The 20,023-nt window shown below is 65.0% G+C and carries 15 protein-coding genes; 11 read left to right on the top strand and 4 right to left on the bottom strand.

Going from position 1 to position 20,023, the window contains the following annotated elements; translation table 11 throughout:
- The first annotated feature begins 159 nt into the window (after positions 1-159).
- From E2H86_RS09870 to E2H86_RS09820, 11 genes are all read left to right on the top strand, one after another.
- Positions 160-2,415 (top strand): tetratricopeptide repeat protein, encoded by a 2,256-nt coding sequence (locus E2H86_RS09870; RefSeq protein WP_133327169.1) that lies wholly within the window; start codon positions 160-162, stop codon positions 2,413-2,415.
- Between the two features lie 180 nt (positions 2,416-2,595).
- The gene (locus tag E2H86_RS09865; protein ID WP_133327167.1) at positions 2,596-3,570 is read left to right on the top strand and encodes an AAA family ATPase; all 975 of its coding nucleotides are present in this window, start codon (positions 2,596-2,598) and stop codon (positions 3,568-3,570) included.
- An 11-nt stretch (positions 3,571-3,581) separates the two neighbouring features.
- Positions 3,582-4,532 (top strand): DUF58 domain-containing protein, encoded by a 951-nt coding sequence (locus E2H86_RS09860; protein ID WP_133327165.1) that lies wholly within the window; start codon positions 3,582-3,584, stop codon positions 4,530-4,532.
- On the top strand, positions 4,529-5,023 hold the full coding sequence (locus tag E2H86_RS09855; RefSeq protein WP_133327163.1) for a DUF4381 domain-containing protein: 495 nt from the start codon (positions 4,529-4,531) through the stop codon (positions 5,021-5,023). The genes E2H86_RS09860 and E2H86_RS09855 overlap by 4 nt, the downstream gene beginning before the upstream one ends.
- Positions 5,010-5,990, top strand: coding sequence for a vWA domain-containing protein (locus E2H86_RS09850; protein ID WP_133327161.1), 981 nt, complete (start codon positions 5,010-5,012; stop codon positions 5,988-5,990). The genes E2H86_RS09855 and E2H86_RS09850 overlap by 14 nt, the downstream gene beginning before the upstream one ends.
- On the top strand, positions 5,987-7,588 hold the full coding sequence (locus E2H86_RS09845) for a VWA domain-containing protein (RefSeq protein WP_133327160.1): 1,602 nt from the start codon (positions 5,987-5,989) through the stop codon (positions 7,586-7,588). Before E2H86_RS09850 ends, E2H86_RS09845 begins: the two co-directional genes overlap by 4 nt.
- Positions 7,585-8,895: a BatD family protein gene (locus E2H86_RS09840; protein WP_133327158.1), complete on the top strand. Its 1,311-nt coding sequence runs from the start codon at positions 7,585-7,587 to the stop codon at positions 8,893-8,895. Before E2H86_RS09845 ends, E2H86_RS09840 begins: the two co-directional genes overlap by 4 nt.
- A 43-nt stretch (positions 8,896-8,938) precedes the next feature.
- Entirely contained in the window at positions 8,939-9,949 is a 1,011-nt protein-coding gene (locus E2H86_RS09835) for an HAD family hydrolase (RefSeq protein WP_133327156.1), read from the top strand.
- An 84-nt stretch (positions 9,950-10,033) separates the two neighbouring features.
- Positions 10,034-11,602, top strand: a complete 1,569-nt coding sequence (locus tag E2H86_RS09830; protein ID WP_133327154.1) for an arylsulfatase — start codon at positions 10,034-10,036, stop codon at positions 11,600-11,602.
- A gap of 78 nt (positions 11,603-11,680) precedes the next feature.
- On the top strand, positions 11,681-14,209 hold the full coding sequence (locus tag E2H86_RS09825) for a fused MFS/spermidine synthase (protein WP_133327152.1): 2,529 nt from the start codon (positions 11,681-11,683) through the stop codon (positions 14,207-14,209).
- A gap of 42 nt (positions 14,210-14,251) precedes the next feature.
- Positions 14,252-15,880, top strand: coding sequence for a mechanosensitive ion channel family protein (locus E2H86_RS09820; RefSeq protein WP_133327150.1), 1,629 nt, complete (start codon positions 14,252-14,254; stop codon positions 15,878-15,880).
- Positions 15,881-15,887: 7 nt separating this feature from the next.
- Here the strand turns inward: E2H86_RS09820 and E2H86_RS09815 are convergent, their stop codons facing one another.
- The 4 genes from E2H86_RS09815 to E2H86_RS09800 form a co-directional block, all read right to left on the bottom strand.
- A complete protein-coding gene (locus E2H86_RS09815) occupies positions 15,888-16,895 on the bottom strand; it encodes an AraC family transcriptional regulator (protein WP_133327148.1) in 1,008 nt (335 codons plus the stop codon).
- A gap of 71 nt (positions 16,896-16,966) precedes the next feature.
- Positions 16,967-17,635 carry a DUF3313 domain-containing protein gene (locus E2H86_RS09810; RefSeq protein WP_133327146.1) on the bottom strand — a complete coding sequence of 223 codons (669 nt, stop codon included), beginning with the start codon at positions 17,633-17,635 and terminating at the stop codon, positions 16,967-16,969.
- A 355-nt stretch (positions 17,636-17,990) separates the two neighbouring features.
- Positions 17,991-19,154: an AAA family ATPase gene (locus E2H86_RS09805; RefSeq protein ID WP_133327144.1), complete on the bottom strand. Its 1,164-nt coding sequence runs from the start codon at positions 19,152-19,154 to the stop codon at positions 17,991-17,993.
- 98 nt (positions 19,155-19,252) lie between these two features.
- Positions 19,253-20,023, bottom strand: coding sequence for an SDR family NAD(P)-dependent oxidoreductase (locus E2H86_RS09800; RefSeq protein ID WP_133327142.1), 771 nt, complete (start codon positions 20,021-20,023; stop codon positions 19,253-19,255).

The raw sequence follows: 20,023 nt of genomic DNA, 5'->3' as shown, positions 1-20,023 counted from the left end.
CCTTTGAGAGGCTTCATAAACGTTGCAACGCATTCATGGTAGGAAGGATTTCGCGCTTTGCCCAACTGCGCGCAGCCTGCGTCGGGTGTACTACGCTGCATCGGGGGCTGAGGCTGGAGCGACGTGATAATGCAAGTTGTACCTGCAAGGATGTGGTTCATGGCGCTGCTGCGCACCTGCCTTTTGGGCTTGCTGCTGGGCAGCCCTGCGCTGGCGATTGCCGAGGGGCAATTGCCGCGCCAGGCCAGCGAGCGCGAGGGTTATGCCGATGTCGGAAGTTGCCTGGGTTGTCATGCCGATCAGGCCAGCCAATGGGAGCATTCCGACCATGCCTGGGCATTGCGCGAGCCCACGGCAGCCAACGTGCTCGGCAATTTCGACAATGCGCGCTTCGACGAGGCCGGCGTCAAAGCCCGTTTTTTCCGCAAAGGTGACGGCTATTACGTCAACATCGAGGGCGAAGATGGCAAGCCGGCCGACTTTCGCGTGCTCTACACCTTTGGCTTCGAACCGTTGCAGCAATATCTGGTGGCGTTGTCGAGGGGGCGGCTGCAGGCCCTGACCCTGGCCTGGGACAGCCGTCCGGCCGCACACGGTGGGCAGCGCTGGTTCTCGCTGTACCCGGGGCAACGCTTCGCCCCTGACGACCCTCTGCACTGGACCGGCCGCTACCAGAACTGGAACGGCATGTGCGCGGACTGCCATTCCACCGCTCTGGCCAAGAACTATGACGACAAAAAAGACAGCTTCGCCAGTACCTGGCAGGAGCAGAATGTCGGTTGCCAAGGCTGCCACGGGCCAGGCCAGGCCCACGTAGATTGGGCAAAGGAGCACCCTGGCGCCTCGCCGGCGCAAGGTTTGGCCGTGGACTTCAAAGCGTTGGGCAGCAAGGGCCAGGTCGAGCAGTGCGCCTATTGCCACAGCCGACGCCAAGGGCTGGGCACCGGCCAGCTGCCGGGTCACCCGCAACTGGACCAGAGTTTGCCCGCCACGCTGCGTACCGGCCTGTATCATGACGCCGGACAGATCGACGGCGAGGTATACGAATTCGGCTCGTTCAGCCAAAGCAAGATGTACGCGGCCGGGGTTGGCTGCACCGACTGCCACAACCCGCACACCACCAAGGTACGTATCGAAGGCAACGGCCTGTGCACGCAATGCCATAACACCCAGCCCAATACCGCTCGCTTCGCCGGCCTGCAAGCCAAGGACTACGACAGCCCGGAACATCATCACCACGTGGTCGGCTCGTCCGGTGCGCAGTGCGTGAACTGCCACATGCCGACCAAGAACTACATGGTGATAGACCCCCGCCGCGACCACAGCATCCGCATTCCGCGCCCCGACTTGGCTGATACCGGCCCCGACGCCTGCACCACCTGCCATCAGGATCAGAAGCCGGCCTGGGCCGCCACTGCCATCGAGGGCTGGTTCGGTACGCCCAAACGCCCGGTCCACTATGGCCAGGCCTTCCACGGGGTGCGCCAGGACCCGTCCACAGCCTTGAGTCGCTTGGGGTACGTGTTGGCCGACAAGAGCAACCCGGCCATCGTGCGCGCGACCGCCGCCGACCAGCTGGCCGACATTGGCCCCGCTGCCTCCAGCAACCTGCGCTGGGCCCTGCAGGACAAGGACGCCGTGGTGCGCGCCTATGCGGTCGGCGGTTTTACCAGCCTGCCAGCCGAGCAGCGCCTGAAGCCACTGCTGCCGTTGCTTGAAGACCCTGACCGGGCGGTGCGTGACGAAGCCGTGCGGGCGTTGGCCGATGTGCCGGCGGAGCAACTGCCAGCCACGTTCGCGCCACTGCTTGCCGAGTATGAGCAGCGCCTGCGCAGCAACGCCGACCTGCCCGGCGGGCGGCTCAACCTGGCCGTGCTGCTGCAGCGCCAGGGGCGCGACGAGCAGGCCATGCAAGAGTACCGGCAGGCCCTGAAGATGGACCCGTATTTCCTCCCTGCCAGGGTCAACCTGGTGACCCTGGAAAGCAGCGCCCAGCGGCTGGACAAAGCTGAGCAGTTGCTGCGTGATGGCGTGGCACTGGAGAAGATGCCCGAGGCCGACCACGGCAACCTGGCCTACATGCTGGCGCTGTTGCTGGTGGAGCGCAACAAACCGGATGAGGCCGTCGGCTGGATGGAAAAGGCTGCCGTGGCGCTGCCGGGCAATTCGCGCATCCGTTACAACCAGGGGTTGCTGTTGTCGCGTATGAACCGCCGCGATGAGGCGTTGGTGGCATTGCGCAGCGGATTGGAACAAGCGCCGGAGAATGCGGATTTGCTGTACACGCTGATCTACCTGCATGCGCTAGCTGGCGAGCGTGAGCAGGCGTTTCCGTATGTCCAGCGGATGCGCGAAGTGGCGCCGGAAGATCCGCGGTTGCAGGCGATTGAGCCGTATTGGAAGCAAGGCCGCTGAATGTGTCCAGCGTTATGGGTGTGTCACCTGTGATATCGAACGCCGCGCGCGGCGCTCGATATCACAGATGCGACGTATCTTAGCATCGAACCTCCCATTCTCTCTTCACGACAGCCATTGCACCCACCCGGTGCGCGACTAGGATTTACCAGACCGCCAACCCATCCAAGGATCGCGCCTTTGAATACCCACGAATACCTCCAGGCCCTGGAAGCATCGGTCGCCGAAAAAGTTCTCGGCCAGGCCGAAACCATTCGCCATGTCCTGCTGGGCCTGCTCGCCAACGGCCATGTGCTGCTCGAAAGCCTGCCAGGACTGGCCAAAACCCGCACGGTCAAGGCCCTGGCCACACACCTCGAGGCGCAGATGCGGCGCATCCAGTTCACGCCGGACCTGCTGCCCTCGGACATCACCGGCGGCGAGATCCTGCAGCAGACAGCTGAAGGCAACAAAATCAGCTTTCAACCCGGCCCGCTGTTCGGCAACGTCATCCTCGCCGACGAAATCAACCGCGCTCCGGCCAAGGTCCAGGCGGCCTTGCTCGAAGCCATGGAAGAGCGCCAGATCACTGTGGCCGGGCAAAGCTACCCGATGCCCGGGCTGTTCATGGTGCTGGCTACCCAGAACCCGATCGAGCAAGAGGGCACCTACCCTCTGCCCGAAGCGCAGATGGACCGCTTCTTGATGAAGCTGCAACTCGACTACCCGCGCCCTGAGGACGAAACCCAGGTGTTGCGTCTGGTGCGGGAAGAGGACCAGGCCAGCCACGAGGCAGCCGCGAAACCGGCGCGGCTGGCACAGCAGGTGATTTTCGACGCCCGCCGCGAGGTGGCGCAGGTGCATGTGTCCGAGGCCATCGACCGCTACCTGATCGACCTGGTCAACGCCACGCGGCACCCGGATGACTACGACCCTGACCTGGCGCGCTGGATCAGGATCGGTGCCAGCCCGCGTGGCGGCATCAGCCTTGACCGGGTGTCGCGCGCCCACGCCTGGCTGCAAGGCCAGGATTTCGTGTCGCCCGACAACGTGCGTGCGGTGGTGCATCCGGTGCTGCGCCACCGCTTGCAGCTTTCCTACGACGCGGTCACCGATGGAGTGGGTGCCGACCAGGTCATCGATCGGTTGCTGGATAAGGTGGCGATTCCCGCCTGACGGACATGCCTATGGATTCCAACAAGGTAGTTGCAGACGGCTTCGTGTATGCCTCGCTCGCCGAGCTCATGGCGTTGGAGGCGCGTGCTCGGGGCCTGAGCTTCGTGGCCCGCCAGCCGCTGTCGAGCATCCTCTCCGGCAACCACGCCTCGCGCCTGCGCGGGCGTGGGTTGAGTTTTGACGAGCTGCGCCATTACCTGCCCGGCGACGACTTGCGCCACCTCGACTGGCGGGCATCACTGCGCTATGGCAAACCGTTCGTGCGCACCTTCACCGAGGAGCGCGACCGGCCCACCCTGGTGTTGGTGGATCAGCGCATGAGCATGTACTTCGGCTCCCGGCGCTACTTCAAATCGGTCAGCGCCGCGCAGCTGGCGGCGATCTGTGCCTGGATGGCCTTCCATGCCGGTGACCGCGTGGGCGGCATGGTCTTTGACGGCCGGCAGGTGCAGTATGTTCGACCGCTGCGCAGCCGGGCGCGGGTCGAGGCGTTGTGCAGTGCCGTGATCAAGGCCAACCACCGGTTGTCCGCCTATACCGCCGATCAGGAGAACGATGCCCAGCTGGACAAGGTGCTGCGCAGCTGCGCTGCCAGTGCCGGCCACGACCACCTGATCTGCATCATCAGCGATTTTGCCGGCATCACGCCCGAGACCTTGCCATTGTTGCGCCAGCTGAGCCAGCACAATGATGTGATCGCGATTCAGGTGTTCGACCCGATCGCCCTGCAGGTGCCGGACAAGGGCCGCCTGAACGTCACCCAGGGCGCTGTGCAGGTGGAGCTGGAGGTTGGCCAGCGGCGCATCAACCAACCCTTGGGCGAATTTCTGGCCGGGCGCTTGCAAGATGTGGCCGACCTGCTGCGCCGCAGCCAGGTTCCGCTGATGTTGATCAGCACCGGCGACGACAGCCTTGACCAGTTGCGTCGTGAGCTGGGTCGCCTGGCCCAGGTGCCCCGATGAACACTGCGCCGTCCATCGACCAGCTTCGCGAACTGACTCCCGGAGTGCCGCCGTTCAGCTATCTGCCGCAGACCTGGGCCTGGTTGGCACTCGCCATTTTGCTGCTAGCGCTGGTCAGCCTGTGGGCGGCGTTGCGCTGGCGCCAGTGGCGGCGTGACCAATACCGGCGCGAGGCGCTGGCCCGGCTCGATGCGCTGGCCGCGAGCCAGGGTGAACAGCGCCTGGCTGCCCTGCGCGAGCTGCCCGAACTGCTCAAGCGCGTGGCCTTGTCGATGCCGGCTGCGCCTACGGCGGCCAGCCTGTCCGGTGCGTCCTGGCAAGCCTTTCTTGACCTGCGCGCCCCCCAGCCGTTGCCGGCCAACTTCGCCGATGCCCTGCACACGCTGGCCTATGCCCCCGATGCCGCCGTGCGGGCACTGGATGCGCAGCAGGCAAGCGCGCTGTTCAGTGCCAGTCGCCGCTGGATCGAGGGGCACCATGTGGCAGTTTGATTACCCCTGGGCGTTTCTGCTGCTGCCGCTGGCGTGGCTGGCTTATCGGTTACTGGCCCCGTACCAGGAAGGCCGCAGCGCCTTGCGCGTGCCGTTTTTCGCGGCCATGAGCCGCGCCGTCGGCAAGCAGCCGGGGCAGGCCAGCGTGGGTGGCGGGCGTGCGCAACTGCTGCTCAATGTGCTGGTGTGGTGTTTGCTGGTAGCCGCCTGTGCCCGGCCGGTGCTGGTGGAAAAACCCATCCAGCGTGTACAACCGATCCGCGACCTGATGCTGGCCATCGACATCTCCCAGTCGATGGAGGCCACTGACTACAGCAATGCAGACGGCCAGAAGACCGACCGCCTGAGCGTGGTCAAGGCGGTGGTGCGTGACTTCATTGCCCGGCGCAAAGACGACCGCATCGGCTTGATCGTGTTCGGCACCGGCGCATATCCCCAGGCGCCGCTGACCCTCGATCATGCCAGCCTGTTGCTGCTGCTCGATGAGGTCGGTATCGGCATGGCCGGACCCAACACCGCGCTGGGCGATGCCATTGGCCTGACCATCAAAGCTCTGGAAAACACCAAGGAGCAGGAAAAAGTACTGATCCTGCTGACCGACGGCAACGACACCAGCAGCGCCATCACCCCCGAACATGCAGCCCACTTGGCTCAGGCCAACGGCGTCGTGGTACATACCATCGGTATCGGCGACCCGCAGAGCACCGGCGATGCCAAGGTCGACCTCGCCACCTTGCAGGCCATCTCCCGCACCACAGGCGGCCAGTTCTTCCGTGCCGGCGACCGCCAGGCGCTGCAACAGGTGTACGCCACCCTTGACCGGCTGACGCCGCACAAGGTGCAGACGTACAGCCATCAGCCCAAGCGCGACCTGTTCGTGTGGCCGTTGGGTGCGGCGGCTGTTGCGTTGCTGGCGAGCCACCTGTTGGCGCTGGCGTGGGCACGACGCCCGGGGGTAAAGGCATGACCATCGACCTGGCCGCTTTCCATTTCCTGCGCCCGTGGTGGCTGCTGCTGATCTTGCCCGGCGTGCTGCTGCCGTTACTGTGGCTGCGCCGCCACGACCTGCGGCGGCAATTGAACGGCGTCATCGCCCCGCACCTGGTGCAGCACTTGATGATCACCCCGGCGGACCCACGTCGCCTGCGCCCGGTGCACGGGCTGGGAGCCATGCTGGTGCTGGCGGCACTGGCTGCCGCCGGGCCGACCTGGCAGCAGGACACGCCGGACTTTCTCGATGACCGCGCGCCGCTGATTCTGGCGCTCGACCTGTCGCCTTCGATGGATGCCGACGATGTACCGCCCAGCCGCCTGGCTGCCGCACGCCACACCCTGCACGACTTGGTGATGCGCCGTGGCGGGGCGCGCACTGGGCTGATCGCTTACGCCGGCAGTGCCCATCTGGTGCTGCCGACAACGGAGGACCCTGGTCTGCTCGACACCTTCATCCAGGCATTGAGCACTGACCTGATGAGCACGCCCGGTAAGGATGTACTGGGCGTAATCGATCAGGCGCTCAAACTGCTGGATGCGGAAAAGACCCCAGGCACCTTGGTACTGCTGACCGACGGCGCCGACCCCAGCCAGTTCGACGCCATCGATAAGCGCCTGGGCGGCACGCCGCTGCAGGTGCTGGTGCTGGCGGTCGGCAGCCAGTCCACCGGCCCGCTACGCTCCGCCCAGGGCATGCCCCGGCTCGACGCCGAAGGCCGGCCTGTGCAGGGCGATTTCGACGAGCAAGGCCTCAAGGGCTTGGCCAAGGCCGCCAGCGCACCTTTGGGCAGCCTTACACTGGGCGACGATGACCTGGATTGGGTCGAGTTGCACGCCCAGCGCCACTTCAAGGCCGCCAGCGCCGATGGCGGGCAGGTGCACTGGAAGGATGCCGGCTACTGGCTGTGCTGGCCGCTGCTGCTGATCGGCCTCTTCAGCGTGCGTCGCGGCTGGCGGGTGAACTGGTTACCCGGCCTGCTGCTGGCGTTGCTGCTGGGGAGCGGGGCTGAGCCTGCTCGTGCCGGCATTCTGCTCGATGCCTTCTTCACTGCTGACCAGCAAGGGCGCTGGGCGTTCGAGCACGGTCACTACCCACAGGCCGCCGCGCACTTTCACGATCCTTACTGGAAAGGCGTCGCTGCCTACCAGGCCGCGGATTTCCAGGCAGCGCTGGCCATTCTGGGCAAGCTGGACACGGCACCTGCCTGGTTCTACCAAGGCAATAGCTACGTGCGGCTGTTCAAGTTCGACCCGGCCATAGCGGCCTACCAGCAGGCGTTGCGCCTGCAGCCGGACTTTGCTGAAGCCAAGGCCAACCTGGCGTTGGCGCAAGCGTTGCAAAAGGATTACGAGGATCAGCAAAAAGCCGGCACGCCCGACGAGAAAGCCGACAAGGTGGTCGAAGACCAGACACCGACCGTGGGCGGACAGCAACAGCAGCAGAAGACGCCACAGGCGGCGTCCGACCAAGTGTGGTTGAACAACCTGACCACGTCGCCAGCGCAGTTTCTCAAGCGCAAGTTCTCGATTCAGCAGTCCGCACGGCAAACGGCCGCCCCGGAGGCGCCATGACACGCCTTGCCGTGCTGTTGCTCGCCTGCCTGGCCGGGTTGGCCGGGGCTGCCGAACCCGAAGTGCGGGTGCAGGCGCGCCTCGTGCCGGACAGCGCGATCATGGTGGGGGGCACGGTCAACCTGGAGGTGGACCTGTTGGTCGACACTTGGTTCACCGCACCGCCCGAGTTGCCGGTGCTGCAGTTGCCCGGTGCTGTGGTCGGCCCGCCCGGTGGCGAGGCTCGGCACCTGAACCAGCAGATCGATGGCAAAACCTTCTTTGGCCTGCGCTACAGCTACCAGATCACCCCAACGGTGGCCCAGCCGTTCAGTATCCCGACGCTGACGTTCCGTGTGCACCCGGGCCAGGGCACGGGAGCGCAGACGGTACGAAGCCCGCCCTTGTCGTTCACGGTGAGGGGCGGCGCTGGCAACGGCGGCGAGCAACGGCTGGTCGCGCAGGCGGTGGAGGTCAGCCAGACCGTGGAGCGTTCGCACACGCCTTTGCGCGCAGGCGACAGCCTTACCCGCAAGGTGTACATCATCGCTCGGGGTGGCCAGGCAATGCTCATTCCGCCTCCGACCCTTGCCCAGGTCAAGGGGCTAAAGCGCTACGTGCAGACGCCCAGCGTGACACCGTTGAGTGACGGGCGCGGAGGCACACTGGGCGGCCAGCGCGAGGACAGCGTCACGTATGTGGTGGGTGAAGCAGGCCGCTACCAGCTGCCAGCCATCGACGTGCGGTGGTGGGACGCCACCACTGGCCAGGCGCGCACGGCCTCGGTGCCCGCCGTGGACCTAGAAGCAGGCGAGGGCAGCTACCAGGAGCCGTTCTCCCTGCGCGAAGACTTGCGCGCGCTGGGCCAGGGCGCACAGGTCAGCATCGCCAGCCATGGCGTGCTGCTGGCATTGCTGGTGTTGCTGCTGGCGGGGCTGGCCTGGGCCGCACTCTCCTGGGGGCTGGCCGGCTGGCAGTGGCTGCGGCGCTGGCAGGCACGCCACCACCGGGCCTGGCTGGAATCACCCGGTTACGCCTGGCGCCAGGCCCGGCAGCAGTGTGCCCGCGAGCCGGCGCGGCTGGACGCCATGTACCGGTGGCTGCGGAGAGCCACCGGGCAGCGCACGCTGTCGTCAAGTGAACATCTCGGCGACAGGCAGAGTGAGGGAGCTTTGCTAGCCTTCTTCCAGGGTTTTTATGCCGCAGGACCCGCCCAGCGGCCCCCTGCCGATGCCCGCTGGCAGGCATTGCAAAACCTGCGACAGCGAGTCGAGGCGCAGCCACCCAAGTCACAGGGCAAGCACGCACTCAAGCAACTGAATCCCTGACCGAACACGGTCAGGCCGGCAACTTCAGCAAGGATGGTTGACCATGCGCCATACCCCGGTTGGCACGGCTGTCGCGCGCACATTGCTGTGTGTGCTACTGATTGTTCCGGCGTTGCAGGCACTGGCGACCGAGCCCATGGCGTCCTGGCGGGAGGGCCAGTCGCGCCAGGCCATCGAGGCATTCGTCAGCGCCATAACTCAAGAGGGAGGCACCGATTACATCGCCCCAGCCGAGCGCATCGCGGTGTTTGACAACGACGGCACGCTGTGGAGCGAGCAGCCGATGTATTTCGAAGTGCTGTTCGCCATGGACGAAATCAAGCGCCTGGCCCCGCAACATCCGCAGTGGCGTGAGCAGCAACCGTTCAAGGCGGTGCTGGAGAACGATCACCAGGCGCTGGCTGCCCAAGGCATGGACGGCATGATGAAAATCGTGGTGGCCACCCACGCGGGCATGAGCAGCGAAGACTTCATTGCCCGCAGCCGCAGCTGGCTGGCCAGCGCCCGTCACCCGCGCACCGGCAAGCCGTACACCGAAATGGTCTTTCAGCCGATGTTGGAGTTGCTGGCGTACCTGCGTAACAACGGCTTCAAGACCTACATTGTCTCTGGCGGGGAGGTCGCATTCATGCGTGCCTTTGCCGAAGAGGTGTATGGCATCCCCCCGGAACAGGTGATCGGCACCACCCTGAATGCAGCGTTCCAGGACAAGCAAGGCACATTGAGCATCCAGCGCCTGCCCGAGCTCGTGCACAACGACGATGGCCCAGGCAAACCGGTCAGCATCGATTCGATCATCGGCCGTCGGCCCGTGCTGGCCTTTGGTAACTCTGACGGCGACCTGCAGATGCTGCAGTGGACCACGGCCGGCAAAGGCAAACGCTTTGCCGGACTGGTACACCACACCGACGCCCAGCGCGAGTGGGCTTATGACCGCAACAGCTCGGTGGGCCGGCTCGACAAGGCGCTTGTCCAGGCCCGGATCAAGGGTTGGACCGTGGTCGACATGGCCAACGAATGGCGCCGGGTGTACCCCTTTGAAACACCGCAGTGATTCAAAAACCAGCCGCAGGCGCACGGTAGATTCCGTGCCAGCAGTCGTGGACGACAGCAGTGACGTGAAACGGAGAGCGTAGCTATGAAGTCCAGCAGAACGTGGTTGTCGGCGGCTGCCCTTGCAGCCTCGGCAACGTTGGCGATGGGAATGGCCAGTGCGGCGGACAAGCCGAACATTCTGGTCATCTTCGGTGACGACATCGGTCAGACCAACATCAGCGCCTACGGCAAGGGCGTGGTCGGCTACCAGACGCCGAACATCGACCGCATCGCCAAGGAAGGCATGATGTTCACCGACTATTACGCCGAAAACAGCTGCACGGCGGGGCGGTCCACCTTCATCACCGGCCAGTCGGCGCTGCGCACCGGGTTGTCCAAGGTCGGTATGCCCGGTGTGCCGGTGGGCCTTCAGGCACGCGACGTCACCATCGCCCAGGCCCTCAAGGCACAGGGCTATGCCACCGGCCAGTTCGGCAAGAACCACCTGGGCGACCGCGACGAGTACCTGCCGACCAATCATGGTTTCGATGAGTTCTTCGGCAACCTGTATCACCTCAATGCCGAAGAGGAGCCGGAGCGTCCGTTCTGGCCCAAGGATGACCAGGAATTCGTCAAGGCTGCATCGCCACGCGGTGTTATCAAGTCCAGCGCCGACGGCAAGATCGAGGATACCGGTGCACTGACCAAGAAGCGCATGGAAACCATCGACGACGAAACCACCCAGGCGGCGATCAACTTCATAGACAAGCAGGTCAAGGCCGACAAACCGTTCTTCGTGTGGATGAACACCACGCGCATGCATGCCTTCACCCATGTGCGCGAGTCCATGCAAGGCCAGAGCGGTATGGTTGGGAACGAGTACGCTGACGGTATGCTCGAGCACGATGGTGATGTAGGCAAGCTGCTGAAGACATTGGATGACCTCAAGGTCACCGACAACACCATCGTCGTCTACACGACCGACAATGGGCCTAATCAATGGTCCTGGCCGGACGCGGCGACCACGCCGTTCCGTAATGAGAAGAACTCGAACTGGGAAGGTGCCTTCCGCGTACCTGCAATCATCCGCTGGCCTGGCAAGATCAAGGCCGACACGATCAATACGCAGATGATTTCTGGCCTCGACTGGTTCCCGACGCTGCTCGCCGCGGTGGGCGATACAGACATCAAGGAGCGCCTGTTGAAGGGGGCTGATCTGGGGGGCAAGAACTTCAAAGTTCATCTCGATGGATACAATCAGCTGGACATGTTGACCGGCAAGACCGATAAGAGCGCGCGTAAAGAGTTCTATTATTTCAGCGATGACGGTGACCTGGTCGGCATGCGCTATGACGACTGGAAGCTGGTGTTCTGTGAGCAACGTGCCCCAGGCGGATTGAAGGTCTGGAGTGAGCCATTCACCTGCTTGCGGGTGCCCAAGCTGTTCAACCTGCGCATGGACCCATACGAACGCGCCGACGTCGTGTCGGACCAGTACTATGATTGGCTCACCAAGAATGATTTCCTGATTTTCAATGGTGTCCGCAAAGCAGCTGCTTTCCTGCAGACCTTCGTCGACTACCCGCCGAGCCAACGCCCGGCCAGCTTCAGCATCGACCAGATCCGTGCTGACGTGGACAAGAAGATCGAGGCGAAGATGAACAAGCAGTGAGGTCTACCGTAGTGCCATGACGACAGGAGCGGGCAGACCCGCTCCTGTTTTTCACCTGTACCGGATAAGGCGCTCCCCATGGCATCACCCGCAGCATCCTCTGCCGTCACCCGTGAGCGCCACATGCAGTCCCGTTTGCTGCTGGCCTTGCCAGCCTCGCTACTGTTTCTCTCGGGGACCGCCGGGCTGGTCTACCAGGTGCTATGGATCAAACAGCTGTCGTTGGTGGTGGGCGTGGAAGTGCACGCCGTGGCCACCGGCATCAGCGCCTTCTTCGCCGGGCTGGCCTTCGGCGGCCTGTGGCTCGGCCGCTGGGCCGACCGCCTGAGCCGCCCACTGCGCTTGTATGTGTCGCTGGAACTGGCCGTCGCGCTCCTCGGACTGGGCGCCACCCTGAGTCTGGCCCACGCCGCCGGGCCGTTCGCTCGCCTGGAGGCCAGTGTAGGCTTGCTGGCCTGGGCGTTGCCGTTCGCGTTGGTGGGCCTGCCGGCATTTCTCATGGGCGGCACGCTGCCGGTGCTGGTGCGAGCGCAGGCCCCCGTCAGCGGGCAGTTGGCGGAGGCAGGAGGGCGCTTGTACGCGGCCAACACCGCCGGGGCCATCGCCGGTACCCTGCTGGCGGCCTTCGTATTGTTACCACGCCTGGGCGTCACCGGCAGCGCCTGCGTCGCCGCCAGCCTGAACCTGCTGGCGGCCCTCGGCGCCTGGCTGCTCCGCGGTCGCGACACGACCTTGCCGGCGCCTGCCCGACCAGTGCCCGCCCCGCGTTCGGCCCAGGCACGTCTGGCTGTTGGCCTGTACTGCCTGGCCGGGGGTGTGGCGTTGGGTTACGAGGTGGTGTGGAGCCAGTCCATCGTGCCGTTCATGAGCACCCGTGCCTTCGCCTTCGCCGTGGTGCTGGCCACCTACCTCAGCGGGCTGCTCGCCGGCAGTTGGCTGTATGCCCGGCGCGCTGAGCGCATTCGCGATCCCTGGGGGCTGTTCGGCCTGTTGATTGCCGTTGCCGGGCTGCTCGCGCTATTACAGCTGGCGGGGCTGGGGCGCTGGCTGGTGCTGGCTCAGACCCAGGCCGAGTTGCTGGTCGTGCAGGTGACCGGCAGCGCACTGGCGGGGATGTCCGCGCGTTTCGCGGTCGCGGCCCTGTGCATGGTCTTCGTGCCCACCACATTGCTTGGCGCCGCGTTTCCGCTGGCCCTGCGTCTGGTGGTGGACAGCGACCATGTGGGCCGGGACGTGGGCACGGTGGTAGCGCTCAATACGCTCGGAGGTATCGCCGGCGTGCTGCTCACAGGCTTCGTCCTGGTGCCGCAGGTTGGCCTGGTACGTGCCTTGGCGATACTTGCTGGGCTGGCTGCCGGCGTGGGACTGGTGGCGGTCTGGCGGGGTCAAGGGGTGCGCCGCCCGGCTACGCTTGGCGTGGCAGCGGTGGCACTGGCGACGCTGCTGCTGGCGCTGGTGACCCCGCCGCAGCGCCTGGCCGAACTGCTGCCTGGAGCGCGCAATGGGCAGCTCGCCTATTACCACGAAGGCAAGGGCGGCACCGTGGCGGTGGTGACCCAGGGACGAGAAGGGCGGACCTTCAGCCGTTTGTACATCCAGGGGGTGTCCAACACCGGCGATGCCATGCCGTCATTGCGCTACATGCGCCTGCAGGCTTTGCTGCCGCTGCTGATCCACAGCGGCGAACCGCGCTCGGCATTGGTGATCGGCTTTGGTACCGGCATCACCGCTGGGGCCATGCTGCGTTATCCCGGCCTGGAGCGTCCGGTGGTGGCCGAGCTGCTGGCCGACGTGCTGGCGGCCGCTCCGCACTTCATAGGCAACTATGCAGCCGTTGACGACCCGCGACTGGACATTCGGCTGCGCGATGGGCGCCGGGAATTGCTGCGCAGCGAGCAACGCTACGACCTGATCACCCTGGAGCCGCCACCGCCTTCTGCCGCCGGCGTGGTCAACCTCTATTCACGCGACTTCTACCAACTGGCCGCTGCCCGTTTGCAACCGGCGGGCCTGGTGGCGCAGTGGCTGCCGCTACCGACCCAGAACGACGAAGAAAGCCGTTCGCTGGTACGCAGCTTCATCGATGTGTTTCCCCACGCCACGCTGTGGACCACGGAGTTTCACGAGATGCTGCTGATCGGCTCGTTGCAGCCGATGCCGCTGGATGTGGCGCGGATCCGCCAGCGCCTGGCGCATGGCCCAGTGGCCGAAGCGCTGGCCGAGGTCGGCATCGCTTCGCCCCAGGCGTTGCTGGCGACCTGGATCACCGACCGCTCCGGGCTTGAGCGTTATGCCGCCGACGCCTTGCCGGTGACCGACGATCAGCCGCGCATCGAGTACGCGCCCTGGGTGCGCCCACGGGAGATCACCCGGGTACTGCCTGCCTTGCTGGCCCTGCGCAAGGCCCCGCCGCTGCAAGGCGCCGATGCGGGCTTCGCCAGTGCGGTGAATGACCAGTGGCGCAGTCTGGCAGCGTTCTACAGCCTCAGCCTGCATGCCTACAACGGCAACCGCCAGGCCTGGGCCAGAGAGGCTTCGGCGTTGGCCCGCAGCGACGGAGACAACCCCTACTATCGCTGGTTCCTGGGGCTCGGCGCCGGCCAGTGAAGTCTGTGCTATCACTAAAGACTGTCGGCCTGGGAGCCTGCGATGAACCGCCTGTTGACTGTGCTGCTGGTGCTATGTGCCTTGCTGCCGCTGGTGGGGCAGGGCAAGGAGGTGGTGGGTAGCGCCACCGAGGGCGTGCCGGGCGAGCCGGCGGAGCTGCGTATCGCCAACCGGACCATTTTCACCTTCCACGCCACGCTGCTCGGCGAGACCCCCACTGCCCGCGCGCAGCGCGCCACGGCAGTGATCGAGGAAACCCTGCGTGGGACCGACGAGCTGCCGGTGCGGGTCGACCGCATTCTCAACAGCCACCTGGTCTTGCTCGGCGGACGACGCGCGTTCATCGTCGCGCCCCAGGATCTGGGTGTGCAGGGCGGTGACACCCGCGAGGCGGCCGAGCTGGCCGCGGCCAATCTGCGTCAGGTGGTCGATGAAACCGGCGAGGCGCGCAGCGTGCGTTTCCTGCTCAAGGCGCTGGGCTATTCCGCCCTCGCAACGCTGCTGTTCGTGGTCATGATCAAAGGTGCCAACCTGGGCCGGCGCAAGCTGCGCGGACGCCTGCCGCTGCTGATGCGGGAGCGCGCCCGGCAGATCAAAGTCGGCCAGTTGCCCCTATTCGACATGCAGTACGTGTACTTCCTCATCGACCGTCTGCTGCGCTTGACGTACTGGGTGATCGTGGCACTGCTCAGCTACCAGTGGCTGAGCTTCGTGCTGTCACAGTTCCCCTATACCCGGCCATGGGGCGAAAGCCTCAACCTGTATCTGCTCGATCTGCTGCGCTACCTGCTCGACGGCATCTTGCAGGCCGTTCCGGGTATCGTCGTGGCCGTGATGATCTTCTTCATCGCCCGCGGCATCAGCGCCTTCAGCAAGCGTCTGCTCGAACGCCTGGCCCGCCCCGGAACGCTGAAGTGGCTGACCGAAGAAACTTTGCAGCCCACCACCCGATTGACTTCGCTGGGGATATGGCTGTTCGCTCTGGTCATGGCATACCCCTACCTGCCAGGCTCCGGCACCGATGCCTTCAAAGGGCTGTCGGTGCTGCTCGGCCTGATGATCTCGCTGGGCGCTTCCAGCGTGGTCGGGCAGGCCGCGGCGGGACTCATCCTGACCTATTCGCGCACGCTCAAGGCCGGCGAATACGTGCGGGTGGGCGACAACGAAGGCACGGTGACCGAGGTCGGCATGTTCAACACCACCATTCGCACCGGCCTTGGCGAGGTGCTGACCTTGCCCAACTCGATGATCACCGGCTCGGTCACCCGCAACTACTCGCGTGCGGTGCAAGGCCGGGGCTACATCGTCGACACGGTGGTCACCATCGGCTATGACACACCTTGGCGTCAGGTCGAAGCGATGCTGGTGGAGGCGGCGCAGCGTACCGAGGGCATTCTTGCCAACCCGAGTCCGCAGGTGTTCCAGACCGGACTGTCGGACTTCTACCCCGAGTACCGTCTGGTGGCCCAGGCGGTGCCCAGCGAACCACGGCCACGGGCGGAGTTGCTGAGCCTGTTGCACGCCAATATCCAGGATGTCTTCAACGAATACGGCGTGCAGATCATGTCGCCGCACTATCTGGCCGACCCGCCCCAGGAAAAATGGGTGCCCCGCGAGCGCTGGTTCGCCGCACCGGCGCGCCCGCCCGGAGACGGCGGCGAGGCGTGCTGAGCGCGGGTTACCGCAGCGCGATGCCAGGAGCACCGAATTGGCGCCGATGTTCCAGCGGCGTCATGGCGAACCAGCGCAGATGCGCGCGGCAGAATGAAGTGGTACGGCGATAGCCCAGCTCGTTGGCGATCTGCCCCACACTCAGCGTGGTCTCACGCAGCATTCGCTGTGCCTGATGGCGACGAATGGCGTCCAGGTGCACCTCGAATTCGATGCCCTCGCCGGCCAGGCGCCGTTGCAGGGTACGCGGGTTCATCTGCAAGGCCAGGGCCACCTGCTCCAGGGTGCAGCGCTGGGTGGGCAGCAGCATCTGGATTCTGGCTTCGACCGCCGCCAGCAGATTACCGCTGGGGATGAGCCGGTTGTCCAGGAACTGGCGAACGATGGCATGCAGGTCGCGGTCCTGCTGCACGCAGGCTTCCTGGAGCACATCGACAGGCATTACCAGGCCGTCGTGCGGCTGGTCGAACAGCACCGGGCAGCCGAAGTACCGGGCATAGCCCGAGTCATTGCCCAACGGCGCGTGACGCAGACTGACAGCGCGGGGAAACAGGGGGGTGCCGCGTAGCTCGCCGATCAGCAGCTGCGCGCCGTGTACCGCCATCTCGAGCAAGTGCGGCGTCGATTGGGCGGTGGACTGACGCTGATCGAAATACAGGGTGGCATAGTCGGCGCGTTGCTCCAGACGGAACAAGAACGTTGGGGAGTGATGGTGCATGTAGCGAATCACCGCGATCAACGCCCGGCCCACGGTGGGGGCGGAGTTGGCCAGATGGCGCAGCGGGCCCACCAGGGTCGAGTCTGGGCGCAGCGCCTGTTGCAGGCCAAATCGCGGCAGGCTCAGGGGGAGCACGCCGTACTCGAACAACCGCGCTGGGTTGAGGGTAGGCAATGGCGCGGCAGGGTTGCCGAACAGGTTCAGGTCGAACGATCGACGGAACTGAGCGTTGCGAGTGTTGGGCTCGATCGGTGCTTGGCCAAATTGCAGCACAGTATTGCCGCGAATGCTGTCCATGGAATCGCGCCTCGATAGGTGCGGGTGTGCCGGCTCACTCCGCGCCGGTCACCCGCACTGAGTGGGGTCGCCTATTTTCTCAAGGCCTGGAAGGAGCTGACCATGTCCTTGGCCCAGCCATCGAGTACCGCCTTGGCATCTTTCGCCTGCATCGTCTGGGACGAATTTTCCAGGTCCGCGCCCGCACCTTTGCGAACCACTTCGGCCACCACTTGGTTGTTGTCGCCGTCGAGGAACGCCGCCTCGGTGGCGATGCTGGTGTCCTGGTCGCGGATGCCTGTCGCTGTGCTGATACCCGCGGCGATCAGCGCGATCGGGATCACCTCATACGGGCGCAGGCCCTTGGTCTCGGCGCTCACAGCGGTAATCGCCGGGCGTACCACCAGCACGCGTGGGCCTGGGCTGCTGGCCAGTGGCAGTACTTGGGAGAAGTGATTCTTCAGGGTCTGGTCGTAGTACTGGGTAATGCCTTGCAAGGTCGCTTGTGGCACTTTCTCGGTCGGCTGCGGCTTGGGGTAGAGCTGGCTGGGTTCGATATAGACACTGGTGTAGCGCTTGGCATCGATGCCCGGTTTGATCCAGCGCATCACCGGAGCCCCCGAAGGCGACTGGTCTTCCTTGAGCAGGCTGTAGTCCTTGAGAAAGCCCGAGTACTGGTCGGACTCCACGTATTTGCTGGCGCAACCTTGCAGCATGAGCGTTGCAAGGCACAGCGATGCGGCCAATGTCCGGGTGTTCATGCAGCTTCTCCTTCCTCACGATGATCGGTCGCCATTGCCTGACATCTCAGACGCGCCAGGTGGCGCCACCGCCGGGCAATGCAAAGAGTACGACCAGGCTTCTTTTGAGCGAAGCGCTGTACCGGTTAGGGCAACTGCCAGTAGTGTTTTTACACAGTAGCAGGAGGGTAGCCCCGCTGAATTCCGGAGGCAGGTGTGGGCAATTCTCTTTTCACGACATGTCGGCAAGTTGAATGTGAAGCACACGCCGGTGCTGTGAAGGAAAACTTTAGATGACACTTGTCGCCAAGCAAGCCTGGTCACTGATCGGCCGTTTCGCCACCGCGGGATCAGAACCCGTAGACCGATGCCGCGCTCAGTCCGGCCAGCGCCACAGGGGTTCGTCCAGCAAGCCGACACCGCGCAGCTGGGTTTGCCCCTGATGCTTTTGAAGCTCCAGCACATTGCAGTCGGCGCAAGCCGAAAGTGCCTCGATCAAGTGCCGACTGTGCGATACCACCCAGACCTGACTGCGCTGCGAGGCGCGAATGATCAAGCGGGCCAGCGCCGGGAGCAGGTCGGCATGCAAGCTGGTTTCCGGTTCGTTGAGCACCATCAGCGACGGCGGTCGCGGTGTCAGCAGGGCGGCCATCAACAGCAGATAGCGCAGAGTGCCGTCCGACAGTTCGGCGCCGGCCAGTGGTCGTAACAGCCCGTGCTGGTGAAGGCGCACACTGAACAAGCCGCCAGGCGGCGCATCGATTTCCAGGCGGCTGCCGGGAAAAGCGTCTTCCAGGGCCTCGTTGAGGTCTTCGACGTCGCCGATCTCGATGATGGTCTGCAACGCCGACGCGAGGTTTCGCCCATCGTGGTGCAACACCGGGGAGCGGGTTCCCAGTTGCGGCTGGCGGCAGGGCGCCTCGCGGTCGATGCGAAAATGATCGTAGAAGCGCCAGCTGTTGATGAATGCCCGCAGTTCACCGATCTCCGGCGCCTGGCGCGGGCGTCCGACGATATTGAAGAAGCTTTCGCCGCTATCGGCGTGTTGGTTGAGTAGCGTCCAGCCCTCATGGTCCCTGGCGCGCACCACCGCCCCCTTGCGCTCCACCAGCAAAGATGAGGGGCGGTAGGCCCCAGCGCCCCAGATAGCTTCACGCTTGATCTCGGGGTCGAGCATGAAGGCACTGGGGTAGGGCAGGGGAATCGGCAGGCCGAGGGAGATGGCGAAGCCGAAATCTTCGGTGGCGAAGCCCAAGCGCAGGCGCCTGGCCTCGCTGGCCTGCTGGCCCTGGATGGGGACGTCGCCGCGGTGCATGCGCGGACTCGCCTGCGGTCCGGCCCACCAGGTCGAATCCAGTCCACCTTCACGGGCCAGCGCTTCGACCACGCCGCCTTGGGCGGTTTCGGCGAGTAGACGCAAGGCCTTGTACAAGTTGGACTTGCCGCTGCCGTTGGCGCCAGTCACCAGGTTGAGCTGGCCCAGCGGCAGCACCAGATGGTTGATCGAGCGGTAGTTGCCGATGGCGAGTGTGGTGAGCATGGGAGGGCATTCCGGCGCCGAGTGAAGCGAGCGATTGTGGCCGAACCGGGCGCGCCTCGCTACCGCTCGGCCATCAGGCTTTTCCGAAATTGCTGTGGTCACCAATCGATCGGTCGACCATCCCATCCCCAGAATCCGCCGCTGTCCGCCGGCCCGTGCCGTGCCACCAAGTCGAGGATGCACTGCGCCGCGAACGCCGGTTCGAACAGCTTGCCTTCAGGCACATTGCCCAGGAAGGGTCGGGACAGCTCTGTGTCGGTGGTCCCTGGGTGAAGTGCCAGTATCGTGGACGCCGGGTTCAGGCGTTTCAGCTCGATACTTGCGGTGTGCAGCAACTGGTTCAGCGCTGCCTTGCTGGCCCGGTAGCTGTACCAGCCGCCTAGCCGGTTGTCGCTGATCGAACCGACCCTGGCCGAGAGTGCGGCGAAGGTGCTGGGCGCCTTGCGCAGCAGGGGCAGCAGGTGCTTGAGCAGCAGGATGGGGGCGTGGGCGTTGGTCGTGAAACTGGCCTGCAGGCTGGCCAGGTCCAGCTGCAGCAGGGACTTTTCCGGTTTGGCGCCTTCCTGATGGAGTATGCCCAGGGTGCTGATGACCAGGTGCAGATGCCGGCAGGTCCTGCCCAGTTCCGCTGCCAGGTTTGCCAGGGCCGTTTCGTCACGGGCGTCACAGTCGAGCAGCGTCAGGCGCCCGGCATGCGTGCGGGCCAGGGCGGTGAGGGCATCGCAGCGCTGGGCGTTGCGTGCCACCGCCCAGACCTGGCTGACATCCTCCCTGGCCAGCAGTTCGGCGCACAGCGCCAGCCCGATGCCACGGCTGGCGCCGCAGATCAGGGCATTGGCCTGGCCTTCCAGGTTGGGTATCACGCCCAT

It is taken from the genome of Pseudomonas putida, assembly GCF_004357765.1.
In the GTDB taxonomy this organism is placed as follows: Bacteria; Pseudomonadota; Gammaproteobacteria; order Pseudomonadales; family Pseudomonadaceae; genus Aquipseudomonas; species Aquipseudomonas putida_U.
The sequence above is the reverse complement of the archived record's forward strand: the minus strand, read 5'-3'. Positions and strand labels throughout refer to the sequence as shown.

Excerpts from the sequence above, each read along its gene's own strand:
- E2H86_RS09845 (WP_133327160.1), top strand. The coding sequence starts at position 5,987 with ATGACCATCGACCTGGCCGCTTTCCATTTCCTGCGCCCGTGGTGGCTG.
- E2H86_RS09835 (WP_133327156.1), top strand. The coding sequence starts at position 8,939 with ATGCGCCATACCCCGGTTGGCACGGCTGTCGCGCGCACATTGCTGTGT.
- E2H86_RS09840 (WP_133327158.1), top strand. The coding sequence starts at position 7,585 with ATGACACGCCTTGCCGTGCTGTTGCTCGCCTGCCTGGCCGGGTTGGCC.
- E2H86_RS09825 (WP_133327152.1), top strand. The coding sequence starts at position 11,681 with ATGGCATCACCCGCAGCATCCTCTGCCGTCACCCGTGAGCGCCACATG.
- E2H86_RS09855 (WP_133327163.1), top strand. The coding sequence starts at position 4,529 with ATGAACACTGCGCCGTCCATCGACCAGCTTCGCGAACTGACTCCCGGA.
- E2H86_RS09830 (WP_133327154.1), top strand. The coding sequence starts at position 10,034 with ATGAAGTCCAGCAGAACGTGGTTGTCGGCGGCTGCCCTTGCAGCCTCG.
- E2H86_RS09800 (WP_133327142.1), bottom strand. The coding sequence starts at position 20,023 with ATGGGCGTGATACCCAACCTGGAAGGCCAGGCCAATGCCCTGATCTGC.
- E2H86_RS09860 (WP_133327165.1), top strand. The coding sequence starts at position 3,582 with ATGGATTCCAACAAGGTAGTTGCAGACGGCTTCGTGTATGCCTCGCTC.
- E2H86_RS09805 (WP_133327144.1), bottom strand. The coding sequence starts at position 19,154 with ATGCTCACCACACTCGCCATCGGCAACTACCGCTCGATCAACCATCTG.
- E2H86_RS09810 (WP_133327146.1), bottom strand. The coding sequence starts at position 17,635 with ATGAACACCCGGACATTGGCCGCATCGCTGTGCCTTGCAACGCTCATG.
- E2H86_RS09870 (WP_133327169.1), top strand. The coding sequence starts at position 160 with ATGGCGCTGCTGCGCACCTGCCTTTTGGGCTTGCTGCTGGGCAGCCCT.
- E2H86_RS09815 (WP_133327148.1), bottom strand. The coding sequence starts at position 16,895 with ATGGACAGCATTCGCGGCAATACTGTGCTGCAATTTGGCCAAGCACCG.
- E2H86_RS09820 (WP_133327150.1), top strand. The coding sequence starts at position 14,252 with ATGAACCGCCTGTTGACTGTGCTGCTGGTGCTATGTGCCTTGCTGCCG.
- E2H86_RS09850 (WP_133327161.1), top strand. The coding sequence starts at position 5,010 with ATGTGGCAGTTTGATTACCCCTGGGCGTTTCTGCTGCTGCCGCTGGCG.